The organism is Neobacillus sp. B4I6 (genome assembly GCF_050434045.1).
In the GTDB taxonomy this organism is placed as follows: Bacteria; Bacillota; Bacilli; order Bacillales; family Cytobacillaceae; genus Neobacillus.
Window position 1 is genome coordinate 5,622,067 of the sequence record NZ_JBNPWB010000002.1, and the last position, 15,961, is coordinate 5,638,027.

Here is a 15,961-nt window from a genome sequence, read left to right on the forward strand (position 1 = left end):
TTTTAAAGTAACTGGTGCTTGAGTTGAATAAGCAATAGGCTGCATTAGCAGCTTTTTTTATAGATTCAGAAGAAAAAACAAATGTAACATAATGGATGTTAAATTACATTTGAATTCGGTTTTTTATTAGAAGACAATTTCGAAAAGGACAGTTATATAAAAAAGGCAAACTAGTATCTTCAGTTCGCCTTTTACTCATATTATCGTTTTTCTTAGTTTATTCGACTCATTACTTAGCCAAAATCAAGATTTGATTTGGTCCTGTACGTTTTAATACAAAGTATCCTTTCTCTGCTTTTGTTGCAATTCCATCATCATTCGACCAGCAATATCCATGAGTTTCACAAGTCCCATCATCTCGAACCAGTACTTGACCGATTAATCCGACAGCTACCCATTCCGGACGATTTACACGAGATATATACTCTTCATAAGGATTCCATTCTGGATTAAGCATAGGCTGCATTATTTTTCTTTCTGGAGTAATTACATTTCCTTCTCCGTCTTTTTGAGCTGGAATGGTGACTTCATGATATTTTCTCCGTCCCCATTCATCGGTCAGGTATTTTCCTTGCCACCGCAAGCCACCACTATTTCCAAGTAGACTTGGTGTTGCACTTGTTATTCCCAAAATAAATGAATCGTTTGAAGTTGCTTTTCGAATCTTGTCCTCTTTCGATACAGTAACAAAATAGCCAACATCAATCGAGTCTCCATCGGCTGTTTCAAACATCTCTGCATAATCACCCGCCGGAGTTAAATACGCTCCGTCTACGAACATATTACCGTTATTCAGAAGTTTTCCAACTAGGCCTGTAACATCATACGGAACTGCTCCGAAAGCTACATTCCACGAATAAGTTGGGTCTCCATCTACGTTGTTAACAGCGCCATTTCTGCCCATAATATGGGCTCCTTCAAAACCATTTGTTGAGGTAAGGAGACCTTCAGTATGAGATAACTCCCCACTGGCAATTGTACCTGATCCTTCGGCGTGTGAAGAATTGCCACTTGCCGTTGTGAGGCTACCTTCTGCATGTGAATTAGATCCACTTGCAGTTGTATTGCCACCTTCAGCGTGGGAAGCACTTCCACTTGCTTCTGTACTATCTCCCTCTGCATGGGAAGAATTGCCACTTGCGGTTGTACCATTTCCTTCGGCATGGGCATTAATACCGGTGACCGTCGTTTGAGTATTCATTCCTTCGGTATGCGAATTAGCTCCGTTTGCTGTTGTATTGTTCCCCTCCGCATGAGAAGAATCCCCATTGGCAGTTGTAAACGAACCTTCGCTATGAGAAAATCCTCCATTGGCTAGCGAGACGCCTTCCGCATGAGATGTCGGTCCCAAAGCTCTTGACTGGCCTTCGGCATGGGAAGAAAATCCACTTGCCGTAGTCTGAAATCCTTCGGCATGGGAGGCATCCCCGCTGGCAATTGTTCTAATTCCTTCTGCATGAGAGACTATTCCGCTTGCTGTAGTAGAAGATCCTTCCGCATGAGCACTATCACCTTGTGCTAAAGTTGTATTACCTTCGGCATGGGAGGCAAATCCACTTGCTGTAGTCTGAAATCCTTCAGCATGGGAGTTATCTGCTTGAGCGAGAGTGGTGTTCCCTTCAGCATGGGAGGCTTGTCCACTTGCGGTTGTACTTTGCCCTTCTGCGTGAGAACGCATCCCACTAGCGACTGAACCCTCTCCTTCAGCATGAGAAGAATCCCCACTTGCGGTTGTACTTAACCCTTCAGCATGAGAGGCAAATCTACTCGCAGTGGTAGAAACTCCTTCTGCGTGTGAACCATTGTCTCCACTCGCGGTTGTAGAGATCCCTTCCGCATGAGATACGATTCCAATGGCGCTGGTCTGGAAGCCCTCCGCATGGGAAGCTACCCCACTTGCTGTACTTCCTACTCCTTCGGCATGAGAAAAATCCCCAAGCGCCCGCGGAGCTGGAAATGAAGTAATATCTGGAGTTCCCCCTTCTACGTGAGAAGCAAACCCACTGGCAGTTGTTCCAACGCCTTCCGCATGAGAACTAGATCCACTAGCTAATGAAAATGCTAGATTACCATTTTGATCAACGCTACCACCTTCCGCATGAGAAGCTCTTCCACTTGCTGTATTCCCTTCTCCTTCGGCATGGGAGGCAACTCCACTTGCTGTAGTTTGGATTCCTTCAGCATGGGCAGCTAGATTATTTGCTAATGTGAACCGTCCCTCACTGTGAGACTCCTGACCACTAGCAATTGTATGGTTTCCCTCTGCGTGAGCATGTGCTCCACCGGCCTGCGTGGCATATCCTTCTGCGTGGGAAGCTACTCCATTGGCTGTGGTAGAGGTCCCTTCGGCGTGTGCCGTATCACCGGTGGTGTTGGAAAGATAACCTTCTGTGTGGGAAGCATTCCCCCCCGCTGTTGTTGCGCTTCCTTCGGCATGGGAGGCTGTCCCATTGGTGATTGTATTTACCCCTTCCGCATGAGAAGCTGTCCCGTTGGCGATCGTATTTATCCCTTCCGCTTCTGAACAAGCTCCAATTGGATTTTGATTACATTCATTGGCCAAATTTTATTTCTCTCCTTTTATATAAAATAATTAAAAATTCGTTAAGAGTCTGAAAGAGTTTTAGATTCTCTCTCTTGTATTTAAATTATGTTTTACCCACACAATTGGCTTGGACAAATATATTGATGAAACATAAAGGTTATTATGTTACTTTCGGTTTCCCTAAAAATACTAAACTTGTCTTTAAATCGCATGGTATGTTCCTTTATGAAAAATAATTTGGGATACATTCAGGAAAATGCAGGTGCCACAACCCATTAAAAACATATTGTTTTCAATATAATCTCTTATTACGATTTTTCGGTGATATTGACATGGATGAACTTACTACAGAGAAATTAAAAGGGTACCGGCTTTTGAAAGGATTGCCGTTCTTCGCTTACTTAATTTTTTACATTCATGCCGAAAACTAAGACACTAGTGAAAACTAGCCAATCGCAGCAATGCTGGGTATAGGCACAAATTTCTAGTTCAGCAGTTAGCTGAGGTTCCTTTTTAAAAGAGTCATAAATGAAGACATCTCTCGACAAACTATTTAGGTGTTTGAAGGGGTTAAGTCAGGAGTGGTGCGTGCTGAGGCCATTATTAATTAATCGTTTGTGTAGTAGGGAAAAGACGGGCAATTAATGGAATTATGTAAGTTTAATAGAAATCTATCAATTTTTGTGGAAAGTTGGGTTATTTCCTGCGGAATTTACTTCCGGTTCTCAACAAATTTCATTCTTGCTTCGCAGGGGAAGTACTTATAATTCAGTACTTGTAGCTTTTTTAACTAAACGTTTGAATAGTATAGCCTAAATAGAATTTAATCGAACGGTGTCGATTAATGACAAAAGTGGTTTGGACCGTTTCTTTCTCCAATTTTAAGACCATTTTTCAACAATTTATTTATGCCTTGGAGAAGGCTGATTCATATTTATCAAGGAATGCAGCCATTCTAATCAAACGTTTAATTGAAAGGAAAACTTGAGGGAAATGGTCGAAGTTTGTAATTTCATCGATTGGTGCTGGAGTGAACTTCTTCTCCTACAAACCAATAATTACTGGATAAATTAACAACAGAAAATCCCTAAATATGTTATTCTTAGGATAAACAAGGTAAATCCAGGAAAGTGTGCCTGGATAGTCTATTACTCCAAAAATAAAACATAAAGGTAATTAAAAAAGCACTGCAACCCCTTGATAAATAAAGGGAGTTGCAGTGTTTTTTGTAAATAGAGATCCTCAGGATTGTCTGGTTTTTGGCATGTTAGTTTAATATTGTTACCTTTAATTGTTTTACTCCAAAATTGATCGCATCTTGATTAGAAGGAATAAAGATATCAATTCGATTTCCTTTAATGGCTCCGCCAGTATCTCCAGCGATTGCATTTCCATAGCCTTCTACATAAACTTTACTGCCAAGCGGAATAACGGATGGGTCAACTGCGATGACCTTTGCATTTGGGTTTGCTTTAAGGTTAATACCAGTAGCGGTAGTACCGGAACATCCCTCACATGAAGCCGTATAGGCTGTAGCCTTCACAGTAATTTCCCTTGAACTTGTATTAGTAGTTGATGCAGCTTCTACCGCGGGTTCACTTTCCCTTGGTGCTTGCGCTGCAGGCTTTGCTGATGCTGTATGTGCAGCAGGCTTCGTTTGTTTTTCTGTTACAGTAGTATTAGTCGTATTTAAACCTTCATAGATTAATAGATTTAATCCAGGATGGATGAGATCGGTAGTTAATTTGTTCCATTCTTTAAGTTGCGAAACAGTTACCTGATAATCCAGGGCTATTTCCCATAGTGTGTCACCTTGTTTAACAGCATAATGTTTTTCCGGTGCAATGGTTAGTTCATCTCCAGGGTGAATAAGGTCCGTCGTAAGATGATTCAACTTTTGTATATTTTCTAAAGATGTATTATTTTCGCGTGATAGATCCCAAAGGGTATCCCCTTTTTGTACTGTTACTGTTGCAGCTTGTACATTAGCACTTACAGTTACTGAGAGTACAGCAACTGCTATAATTGAAATAATTTTTTTAAGCATTCTTTTACCCTCCACGTTCTTTGGTTGCTAAGTTTTTATAATCGTAACATGGATTTTTCTGAAACAAAGAACAGGGAGATGTTAAATCCTTTACGTCCGTGGCGTTTATATTACAATAGTATTTCCAATCCCATTTTAATAACTTTCGATATTTTTGCCCCAATACAATCTGCATAAGGATAACATTTCATAATTTTTTCATATTTTCTTCACTGAAAGTACACACCAAGTGGATAAATTAGATAGGGAAGTGGTAATGCCATTTCTACATAAAGGAGGAATGTAAATAAAAGAAAAACAGACGGACTGGGAGCAGCAACTGCAAGAAGCAATCAACAAAAAAGATCAAAAAACCATTGATTCGATCATTACCCAGCTCAATGATAAAATGGAGCAAGGTATACAAAAAAGACAACAATTGCTGAATGAAGCAAAATAAGAAATATAAGGATTCCTTGAACTCACTAAAAAAAGCAATATTTTATGAACACAAAAGGAGTTTTTGGTGCAAAGTTTTGTTTTCGGGTTTTATATTGTTAGCCAAAGGGAAAGATAGTAAGGATAACTTGGAAAGGGAGGAATGAAAAATGGATGTTCCATTTACATCAAAGGAAGTCATTACTCAGATCCAGAAGTTACAGAACCAAGGTGATTCTTTACGTAAAAAAGAGGTAAAACAACTTTATCCTGATTTAATGCGGAGTGCTTTGTATTACTACCCAAGTTGGCAACATGCCATAGAAGAAAGTAAAGTAGGCTAGAATATTTAATTTACATCAAGATTAGAATAATATAACTCTGTTAACAAAAAAGGTTTCGCTCCCCGTGAAGCCTTTTTGTTATGCTTAAGGTTCCTTTAGAGCAATACAAAAATGCGTAATGGTGCTAGTGTTTTAGAAGTAACAAAGCGGCTTGTCGAAGCTGGAAAAATCATGTGAATTGAAGTCCTTGACCATATTATTGTTAGCTCCCTTTCCCCCTTTCTTTTTGATAATTAAGAAGTGTTTATTAAATGCAATAAAAATATTGATCAGTATTAATACCTATTTTTAAATTAGAGGTACCACCATAAAACCAACGCAAATACAATAAATGAAAAATAATAGTTTATTTTTCCAATGATAAGGAAATAATTGGACATATTTAAATATTCTTTAATTGACGCAATTGATTTGAGTTGGGATTAATAGGAGTGGTACCAATGAGAAAAATAAATAAATTAGCAGACTTATGTTGGGAGGGATTAACTTTAAAACACGTTTCTCACAAAGAGATTGTTATTCCTTATGTACTATTTTTTATTATTACATTAATTTTTGAGCTGTTTTTATCTTTTTTGTTTATCTTATCTTTTTTTCTATTCAGTAAATATGGATATAGACCTAATATTCAATACTATATGAGCGCTGTAATTTTGATTTTAATGTCAATCATTACAGTTCAATTGCTAATTACAATAATGAAGGTAGATAAAACCTATACGAAATGATGATACTTTAGATTGTCCGAGAAATGATTAATAACTAACGTATGGATTTATTCAAACAAATGGCTCGGTTTCGCAAACAAATCGTATAGTTTCGCAAAAAAAAATCCTAACTTGCGCAAAGAAACTCCCTCTTTTCTCTCCTTTTGATAACTACCTATATTTATTCTGTAACTAGGTTTACTAGAGGACGCTCAGTAAAAGGCCACATATCTGAATGGGGATAAATCCTAATTCAGATGCCCATTTGGGTTCCATTTTTCAAAAAGGCATTGTTGGAGACAGCTATCGACATTCTTTTCAGGTATTAGAAGCGATAAGTCCAGTCATGGTGGGAACTGAGGTGAGTTTTAATCAATCGTTTGTGTAAAAGGTGAAAAACAAGGTATTTGCCAAAGAATGTAGTATTTAGACGAAAAAGATCATTATTGCTAATCTGGAGGAATAATCTATTAATATCTAGTCGAATCACCGACAATTATTTTACCTGAATTAAGAGGGAAAGCTTTAAACAACGGGATTTATCCTATTTTTACACAATCGTTTGATTAACATGCCAACTTGGAAGAACCCGTCGAAGATTGTAGAAAGTCATTTTTATTGGCTAGCTTTGTAGTATTTGAGAAGAAAGCAGAACTTTTCCTCGACAAGAAAATCTCTTGAATCGAGGCTAAGGTTCCTTTTTCAAAAGGGTTGGTGGCACTTTTAATCAAACGTTTAATTAGGAAGAATTCTATCGTCATTTGTTGAATATGTAGAGTGCTTATTGGTGGAAAATGGTAGAATGAAAGTGTTAGCTGAAATGAAAATGATTATGATTGATGTATTTGCTAGTTTTGGAGGGGATTAATTGAATAAAAAAAGAACAAAGAAACAATAGAGAGATTTTGAAAATGGTATATACTTATTCCTTTTATTGGTTGCTGGAATTGTGCTTCTTCATTAAATTCTTTTACAGATTGCATGTGTCCATCTTGTAATTGGCTAATATGTTCCTGCGGTGCCTGTAAAAGAGGGTATTCATCATATAATTATTGAAAGGAAAGTTTATCGAAAATAACAGATAGCAAATACCAAAAGTGTAGCGTGAATGGTTGTATTGCTAAGATACCGACAAGTAAGGTTAAATAGATTGATAACTACATAAATAAATAGATTGGGGAAAAGGAGTCATGAAATCTTTTTTAGTAAAATCAGTGTTACTAACGGCATGTATGGTCAGTTTGTTTCATGGGAAAGCGGCAGCAGAATCGGAAACAGAATGGTCATTGAATTGTGCAAAATATGGTGCCATTAAACCAAATGAAAACCCAACTTACCAACATATCAATTGTTTGTTGACAAACGCTGCAATCCAAGCGGATATTCCGCCTGAAGTCGTAAAAGGGATTGCCACAAAAGAATCCGACTGGAGACAATTCGTCGATGGTAAGCCGTTCATCTCGAATGACAATGGAATAGGGATTATGCAAATCACAGATAAAACATTACCAGATGAACAGCAAGAGCGCTTAAAGAATGATATTCTTTACAATATCGAAACAGGCGTACGTATTCTTAATTACAAGGCCAGTTTGACTACGCTTCCGCACATCAAAGGAGCAGGAAGAGACATTATTGAAAATTGGTATTTTCCTGTCATGGCGTACAATGGGGTCGTGCAAGTGAATAGTCCTCTATTCCAAGAAACGGGAGAAATTAATCATGAAGCCTATCAAGAATTAGCTTTCGTAAAAATCGAAAAAGAAAGTTACATGGGGGATACCGTCTTAGCAAGGTATCCATTTGAAGTGAAGGATTTCAAATACGTTGATAAGTTTATTGAATTTCTACAGCCCGAATATATCGTACAGGGTGTTCATGAGACAACGATCCGATTAACTGAAGGAGACCGAGTGATTACAACAAAGGATAAGGTTAACTTACGAAAAGGACCAGGTGCACCGTGTGTTGAAAAGGTATTGCCAATCAATACACCATTACTCATTGAGGGTCCATTTGAATTTGATGAGACTGAAACGAGTAGAAATCAATTTGTCTGGTTCCCAGTGAAAACAGTCGATGGACTTTACGTTGGATATGTTTCATCGGCTTATATCGAGAAACAGGTCGATACGGTTCCTCCGGTGGATGAAACATCACCAGAAGCCCCTGTCGTAAATGAAGTGACTGATAGCTCAGTAGAAATCACCGGAACAGCGAGAGCCATTATCAACCGTTAAAGTAATGGTCGATGGTAAATGTGAATCACTTGGTACGGATGTAGCAGATGAAAATGGTAACTTTTCAATAACGATTGAAAAATTAAAGGCGGATACAGAAGTACTTGTGAACGCAATAGATAAGTCCGGAAATATTAGCGAAGCTACGATTGTAACCGTGGTGGATCGAACTCCACCGTCAGAACCATCAGTTAATCCGGTTACCAATAAAGCAGCCGAAATCACGGGGAAAACGGAAGCTGGAGCAATTGTTAACGCCGTTATAGGTAGTAAACCTTACCGCGCCACTGCTGATCTGAATGGAATTTTTAAAATAATAATCCCGGTTCAAATTAGTGGAACGGCGATTTCCGTTACTTCAACCGATCTCGCACAGAACCAAAGTCAGTCCAAAAAGGTGGTAGTTACTAGAATTGCTCCAAATATTCCGGTGGTTAATACGGTAACAAACAAATCGACCACAGTAACAGGGGTAACCGAAAAAGCAGCCACGGTTATCGTGAAAGCAGGGACGTTATCATATAGCGGCATTACTGACTCTTATGGAAAATTCACAGTCAAGATACCTACTCAAAACAGCGGCGTGGAATTGAGCATCACGGCGAAGGATGCAGCAGGAAACATCAGCTCACCGAAGAAAATGCAGGTTACTAGGGTTGCTCCGAATGTCCCTGTTGTTAACGTAGTTAGCAATAAAGCGGCAACGGTTACAGGAAAAACCGAAAAGTATGCTGTTGTATCAGTTTTTATTGGCACAAAGTCTTACGGCACTAAAGCAGACAGTGTCGGCAATTTTAAAGTGGCCATCCCGATTCAAATCAGCGGGACTTCAATCAAAGTAAATTCAACCGTAGCTGGTAAGGTTAGTAATGCACGATCCTTAACGGTTAATCGAGTCGCACCGAATATACCGCTTGTGAATGCTGTAAGATATTACTCAACCTCCGTTACCGGAAAAACCGAAAAGTATGCAGTTGTCGCAGTAAAAATCGGCACCAAAGTTTATACATCGAAAGCAAATATCTATGGGAACTTTAAAGTAACCATTCCAAAACAAAAAGCTGGAACCAAGTTACTTGTAACGGCAAAGGATTCAAAAGGTTTAATTAGTGCAACAAGAACGGTAAAGGTTTATTAAAATGGGAAAGGAGCTGATGCTCCTTTCCCATTTTTTAGATTCCAGTGCCTGTCACGCCTCGAAATTTGTCGAAGATTGATAGGTTTTTAGATTGTCGAAAGTGAAAGATTAAAAACAAGAAACCACCTTGGATCTACTTGATAGTAGATCCAAGGTGGTTTCTCTTTTTTATGCCCGCTCCCTCATCCGCTCAGGAAGTGTCTGTATCGACTGGACGACGAAATCAAGCTTTGCTTCAATTCGGTAAAGCAAATAGAGCGTCACGACGATGGGGAATCCCACCTGGCTGATGATTGGAATCAACTGCTCCACTTTTCTCTCCTCCTTCCATTTTGTTTAGAGTGTCATTGCATAAAACTGCAACCGCTAGTGCCGCTTGCGATAATTGATCTGCGGTAGCAGCCTTTGTGACATTGCTAAACGTTTTCGCTTTGAGCCTGTAAGTGAAGGCTACGGCTGGCGTGTAGGGCGCGTAGTCGACCCGGTTTGCCATCATTGGGAAATTGGAAAGCGGCTCAGCTGTTGAAGGGAGCTTAGGTTAAATACGAGGTTTCCTATAATTTCTGTTCAATCTTATTGAATAATGAATATACGTATTTAGAACATTTTTAAAATTTTAATTTTTGGGAAAATGTATTGAAAATGTTTCTGACGAAAGATATAATAAACTCAACCTAGCAGTGAAGCTTTAAAATATCTATTTAGTAATAACGTTACATAAAAGGAAATTTAATAGGTTTAAAATTTTTTATCATATTAATTTCACCACTGGAGAAATTAATTATAAAAATAAGTAAAAAAAGCAAGATTAGCAGTGAATTTTATGCTAATTACAAACATCGTGAAAAAAACTATTCACTCGGATTAAAGATTAATTATATCCATTGTTCTGTACTACCAAGAAGAAGATAGAAGGAATCAAAATCATATTCTATCAAGGGTATAGCTGAGAATATCACAACAAGACCGAAATACCTGGAAAAATAATCAAAGGGGGAAATCAATTGAGAAAGGCACATTTTTGGAAAATGCTGCTGGTAGTTGTAATCTCGGCAGTGTTGGTTGTTGGATGTTCTAGTAAAGAAAGTAGCGGGGTAAAGAAAGAAGGCAGTAAAAAAGAAGACAAAGAAATGGTGATCGCTGTAAATGAAAATTTCATTTCAATGGATCCGCATAATACAGGTGATACCAATTCTAACTCCGTACAATCAGCTATGCTCGAAGGTCTTTTAGGATTTGATGCAGATGGAAAAATTACCCCAAAATTAGCTGAAGCGTATAGTGTCAGTGACAATGCGTTGGAATACACGTTTAAATTGCGAAAAGGTGTAAAGTTCCACGATGGGGAACAATTTAATGCAGCGGCAGTAAAAGCGAACTTTGAACGAATCATGAAGGACGATAGCCTGCGTTTAAATAGCCGTGGGTTTAACCTTATCACAAACATCCAGACTATCAATGATTATGAAATAAAAATTACTCTAAAAGATCCTTATGCTGGGATGTTAACACGATTTGTATCCGCAAAGATTCTTAGCCCGAAGCTGCTGGCTGAGGGAAAAGATAAAATCGGTAAAAATCCAGTCGGTACAGGACCATTTAAGTTTGTGGAATGGGTTCAGGGAGACCATTTAACAGTAGAACGATTTGATGGTTATTGGGAAAAAGCCGACCGTGTCAAGAAAATCACTTATAAGCCGGTTCCGGAAAACGGTTCACGGGTAGCCATGTTAAAAACAGGGGAAGCTCAAGTAATCTATCCGTTACCAAGTCAAAACTTAAAAGAATTAGAGAGCAATGATGCTGTTAAAGTCGAAAAAATCCCTTCTACCATTGCTCGTTATGTATCGATTAATACCATGAAAAAACCGTTTAATGATCCTCGTGTCCGCCAAGCATTAAACTATGCAGTAGATAAGGATGCTTTTATTAATGTAGTGAACGCAGGATTGGGATTGCCATTAGACTCGATTATTCCTAGTAAAACACTTTATTACACAAAACAGGAAGAATATAAACAAAATATTGAAAAAGCAAAACAGTTGCTAAAAGACGCAGGGTATAAAAAGGGCTTTAAAGCAGAAATTTGGGGGAATACCAATTCCGATACGATGAAAGGGATGCAGTTTATCCAGCAGCAATTAAAAGCGATTGGTGTAGATTTACAAATTAAATCAATGGAAGAAGGTACCCTATCAGACGAAATTTTCAGAGCACAAAAACCTGAGGATGCAAAGCTGCAGATGTGGTACGTAAGTTGGTCAGCATACCCATCCGATACCACTAATGCAACGAAACCGCTATTTTATGGCGGCTCCTTCCCTCCGGATGGTGCTAATACTGCTTATTATAAAAATGACCAAGTAGACAAATGGATTGAGGAAGTGAATAAAACGGGAGATACCACGAAACTGGCAGAAATCTATAGTAATATTCAATCGACCATCTATAAAGATGCTCCATGGATTTTCCTAGGTGTGGATGAAATTCTAGATGGTAAGAGAGCAAATGTTGAAGGTGTGAACATTACGCCGGATGGTGGAATTGACGTTACTAATGCAAATATTAAGTAGAAATTTCTCGTAATTAAAGAGGCGGAGGGTTGGTTCCCGAAGCTTCTTCCTTCTTTTTTAGGGCCATCAAGAACAAATAACCTTCGGAAGAAAAGCCTTTTCCAGCAGGGAGATTTGACTATTGGATTTTGTTAGAAAGGGGTAATCAATTATGCTCCAATATATTGTTAAAAGAATTCTTGAAATGATTCCAATCCTATTTATCGTTTCGATATTAATCTTCCTTTTTACCCACTTAATTCCGGGAGACCCTGCACGTTTAGTTGCAGGAAAAGATGCCTCATTAGAAGAGGTAACCAGGATTCAAGCAGAACTTGGACTCAATCAACCCTTATGGGAGCAATATGTTACCTATATGAGTCATTTATTTCAAGGTAATTTAGGAACATCACTAAATACAAAACTACCCGTATCTGATATGTTTGTCGACCGTTTTATGCCGTCTATTTTTTTAACAGTAGCGAGCATGGTATGGGCTTTAGTAATCGGTTTATTGATTGGAACGTTATCAGCTGTTTTTAAAAATAAATGGCCGGATTATCTAGGGATGGTTGCGGCAGTTTCTGGAATCTCGTTACCAGGTTTTTGGTTAGGATTAATCCTCATTCAAATTTTCTCCGTACAGCTGGGATGGTTTCCAACAGGCGGTGCAGAAGGATGGAAAAGCTATATTTTACCTTCATTAACGCTAGGCGCAGGGATTATGTCGATGCTTGCTCGTTTTACGAGGTCCTCATTACTCGAAACGCTCAAAGCTGATTTTATCCGAACGGGACGTGCGAAGGGGCTAAAGGAGTCTGTTGTGATTCCTAAACATGCGCTCAGAAACTCGTTAATTCCGGTTGTTACCATTGCAGGGCTGCAGTTTGGATTTTTATTAGGTGGATCTGTAGTGGTAGAAACGGTTTTTAGTTTTCCAGGAATGGGTCGTTTATTAATTGATTCTATTGCCTTTAGGGATTATCCCGTCATTCAGGCAGAATTATTATTATTCTCTGTTGAATTTATTCTCGTCAATTTAATTGTTGATATTTTATACAGTTATCTCAATCCTAAAATTCGATACGCAGCTTAAAGGAGGGCGGTCATGGAAATATCGAAGGCAGTCAATCAGACCAATACTAGAATCATAGAAAAAAAGTATTCACCTCTTAAAGATTTTTGGAAGAATTGGAAAAGACAAAAGACCGCGTTCTGGGCAAGCCTATTTATTCTCTTGTTAATTATCATAGCTGCTATTGGACCTTACATGGCACCCTATGATCCTTATAAACCTGACTATAATGTCATGCTGCAAGGCCCTAGCAAGGAACACATAGCTGGAACGGATGAATATGGCCGGGACATTTTTAGCCGATTGCTGGCAGGTGCAAGAATTTCGCTGACGGTTAGTTTTCTTTCTGTATTTTTGGGAGCCATCGGAGGAACTCTTTTAGGACTTATCAGTGGATATTTTGGCGGCTGGTTAGATCGCCTTATCATGCGATCAAGTGATGTCATGTTTGCTTTTCCAGATATCTTATTAGCGATTGCCATTGTTGCCATCCTAGGGCCTGGCTTAAACAATGTGGTGATAGCGGTAGCCATTTTTAGTGTCCCATCCTTTGCAAGACTTGTAAGAGGAGCAACGCTTGAGGCAAAAGAAACGGTCTTTGTAGAGGCAGCCAAATCCATGGGAGCCTCCCATTTTAGGATAATGTTTCAGCATATTCTTCCTGAAACCCTTGGTAGTTTAATCGTATTTATTTCGATGAGAATCGGAACAGCGATTTTGGCTGCATCTAGTTTAAGCTTCCTTGGTTTAGGTGCAAGCCCGGAGACGCCGGATTGGGGAGCGATGCTTAGTCTTGGGCGTGATTATTTAGGTACCTCCACACATGTAGTCATGATGCCCGGTATTGCCATCTTTTTAACTGTTTTGGCTTTCAACTTAGTTGGAGATGGTTTGCGTGATGTGCTTGACCCTAAAACAAAGAATGAATAAGGAGTTTGAAGAGGATGGAGAAGCTTCTGCAAGTTGAAAATCTTGAAACTGAATTCACCAAGGATAAGCAAAAAATCAAAATCTTACACGGTGTTAACTTCGACATTCATAAGGGGGAGGTTCTCGGTCTTGTCGGTGAATCCGGGAGTGGAAAAAGCTTAACATCACTATCAGTCATGAAACTATTTAAAGGGACGAGTGGAGAAATAACGAGCGGCAGAATTCAATTTAATAATCAGGATCTAACGAAAAAATCAGAAAGTGAAATGAGGAAGATTCGCGGAAAACAAATCGCGATGATTTTTCAAGAACCAATGACTTCATTAAATCCTGTGATGAAAATTGGGGAACAGCTGCTGGAGCCCATTCGCCTTCATTTAGGATTAGGAGAGAAAAAGGCGAGGGAACATGCGGTTTCTATTTTAAAAAAGGTAGGCATCCCGAGATCGGAAGACATCATGAATGAGTTTCCACATCAATTATCTGGCGGTATGCGGCAAAGAATCATGATTGCGATGGCGATTTCTTGTCATCCTCAGCTGTTAATTGCTGATGAGCCGACAACCGCACTTGACGTTACCATCCAAGCTCAAATACTTGATTTAATGAAACAGCTGCAAGAGAAAGAAAAAATGTCTGTTTTATTGATTACCCATGATTTAGGTGTTGTAGCAGAGATGTGCGACCGGGTTGTTGTTATGTATGCGGGAAGAGTGGTTGAAGAGGCAGATGTATTCGAACTATTTGAAAGTCCAAAACATCCTTACACGAAAGGACTCATAGGCTCGATACCTAAGCTAGGGCAGAAAAAGGAAAAACTGGATTCTATTAAAGGAAATGTCCCGGATCCAAGTAATTTGCCAAAGGGATGTAAATTCGCCCCAAGATGCGATGATGTGATGCCTCTCTGTTATAGCGAAGAGCCTCCAGAAATGAAATTGGAAAATGGAAGGTCCTGCAGCTGTTGGTTATACAAAGAGGGGAGGAGGGAAATCGGTGTCTAATACTCTTTTAAAAGTAACCGGGCTTAAAAAGTCATTTTCTATTCCTGCCGGTATGTTTGGAAAAAAGAATACGTTAAAAGCTGTCCACGATGTGTCGTTTATGGTTCCGGAGGGGAAGACGTTTAGTCTTGTTGGTGAAAGCGGCTGTGGGAAATCCACGACAGGGAGACTGATTTCCCGGCTGATTGAACCGAGTGAGGGAGAAATCTGGATTGATGGGGAAGAAATTTCTCAAAGAAAAGAGTCTCAATTAAAAGCAATGAGAAAAAAAGTGCAAATGATTTTCCAGGATCCCTATGCCTCGCTCAATTCTAGAATGAAGGTTAGGGATATTGTAGCAGAACCGCTTGCGATTCATACCAATCTATCTAAGGCAGAACGGTATAAACGGGTTTCTGAAATTTTAGAAATCGTAGGTTTAAGTGAATACCATTCCCATCGATATGCACATGAGTTCAGTGGAGGCCAGCGGCAGCGGATTGGAATCGCAAGGGCACTCATTATGAAACCCAAGTTGATTATTGCGGATGAACCCGTATCGGCCTTAGATGTGTCGATCCAATCCCAAATCCTTAACCTATTGAAGGATTTACAAGCTGAATTCCATTTAACCTATTTATTTATTTCACATGACTTAAGTGTTGTGGAGCACATAAGTGATCATATCGGGGTCATGTACTTAGGAACCATTGTGGAGTCAGGACCGAAAGAGGTTATTTTCTCTAATCCGCAGCACCCTTATACAAAAGCATTATTGTCGTCTATCCCGATTCCTGATCCGCGATTGCGGAGAGAAAGAATTATCCTGCAGGGTGATTTGCCGAGCCCAGTTGATCCGCCAACAGGTTGCAGATTTCATACACGTTGTCCGGCTGCTATGGATATTTGTAAGGTAAGGGAACCTTCCGTTAGAGAAGGGGAAACCCCTGATCATTTCGTGGCATGCCATTTAGTAGAATAGT

Annotated in this window: 12 protein-coding genes; 9 read left to right on the top strand and 3 right to left on the bottom strand. The window is 39.2% G+C overall.

Annotated features, from left to right (window positions below; all coding sequences use genetic code 11):
- Positions 1–229: 229 nt before the first annotated feature.
- Both QF028_RS29950 and QF028_RS29955 read right to left on the bottom strand, forming a co-directional pair.
- Positions 230–2,563 (bottom strand): peptidase G2 autoproteolytic cleavage domain-containing protein, encoded by a 2,334-nt coding sequence (locus tag QF028_RS29950; RefSeq protein WP_429471191.1) that lies wholly within the window; start codon positions 2,561–2,563, stop codon positions 230–232.
- A gap of 1,249 nt (positions 2,564–3,812) precedes the next feature.
- Positions 3,813–4,592: a LysM peptidoglycan-binding domain-containing protein gene (locus tag QF028_RS29955; protein ID WP_429471193.1), complete on the bottom strand. Its 780-nt coding sequence runs from the start codon at positions 4,590–4,592 to the stop codon at positions 3,813–3,815.
- Between the two features lie 587 nt (positions 4,593–5,179).
- Here QF028_RS29955 and QF028_RS29960 point away from each other — a divergent pair.
- The 4 genes from QF028_RS29960 (at position 5,180) to QF028_RS29975 (ending at position 9,438) form a co-directional block, all read left to right on the top strand.
- The gene (locus tag QF028_RS29960; protein ID WP_168241086.1) at positions 5,180–5,353 is read left to right on the top strand and encodes a hypothetical protein; all 174 of its coding nucleotides are present in this window, start codon (positions 5,180–5,182) and stop codon (positions 5,351–5,353) included.
- Between the two features lie 440 nt (positions 5,354–5,793).
- Positions 5,794–6,081: a hypothetical protein gene (locus QF028_RS29965; protein ID WP_429471195.1), complete on the top strand. Its 288-nt coding sequence runs from the start codon at positions 5,794–5,796 to the stop codon at positions 6,079–6,081.
- A gap of 1,169 nt (positions 6,082–7,250) precedes the next feature.
- Complete coding sequence (locus QF028_RS29970; protein ID WP_429471197.1) at positions 7,251–8,300, top strand: transglycosylase SLT domain-containing protein; 1,050 nt, start codon at positions 7,251–7,253, stop codon at positions 8,298–8,300.
- Between the two features lie 4 nt (positions 8,301–8,304).
- Positions 8,305–9,438 (top strand): Ig-like domain-containing protein, encoded by a 1,134-nt coding sequence (locus QF028_RS29975; RefSeq protein WP_429471199.1) that lies wholly within the window; start codon positions 8,305–8,307, stop codon positions 9,436–9,438.
- Between the two features lie 168 nt (positions 9,439–9,606).
- On the opposite strand, the gene QF028_RS29980 is transcribed toward QF028_RS29975, so the two are convergent.
- Entirely contained in the window at positions 9,607–9,750 is a 144-nt protein-coding gene (locus tag QF028_RS29980) for a YvrJ family protein (protein WP_429471201.1), read from the bottom strand.
- Between the two features lie 716 nt (positions 9,751–10,466).
- Here QF028_RS29980 and QF028_RS29985 point away from each other — a divergent pair.
- The 5 genes from QF028_RS29985 to QF028_RS30005 all read left to right on the top strand — a co-directional run bounded on the left by QF028_RS29985 (position 10,467) and on the right by QF028_RS30005 (position 15,960).
- Positions 10,467–12,011, top strand: coding sequence for a glutathione ABC transporter substrate-binding protein (locus tag QF028_RS29985; RefSeq protein WP_429472610.1), 1,545 nt, complete (start codon positions 10,467–10,469; stop codon positions 12,009–12,011).
- Positions 12,012–12,162: 151 nt separating this feature from the next.
- The gene (gsiC, locus tag QF028_RS29990; protein ID WP_429471203.1) at positions 12,163–13,086 is read left to right on the top strand and encodes a glutathione ABC transporter permease GsiC; all 924 of its coding nucleotides are present in this window, start codon (positions 12,163–12,165) and stop codon (positions 13,084–13,086) included.
- 12 nt (positions 13,087–13,098) lie between these two features.
- Complete coding sequence (locus tag QF028_RS29995; RefSeq protein ID WP_410887616.1) at positions 13,099–13,995, top strand: ABC transporter permease; 897 nt, start codon at positions 13,099–13,101, stop codon at positions 13,993–13,995.
- 14 nt (positions 13,996–14,009) lie between these two features.
- Positions 14,010–14,999, top strand: a complete 990-nt coding sequence (locus tag QF028_RS30000) for an ABC transporter ATP-binding protein (protein ID WP_429471205.1) — start codon at positions 14,010–14,012, stop codon at positions 14,997–14,999.
- Positions 14,992–15,960, top strand: a complete 969-nt coding sequence (locus QF028_RS30005; protein ID WP_429471207.1) for an ABC transporter ATP-binding protein — start codon at positions 14,992–14,994, stop codon at positions 15,958–15,960. Before QF028_RS30000 ends, QF028_RS30005 begins: the two co-directional genes overlap by 8 nt.
- Position 15,961 lies beyond the last annotated feature (1 nt).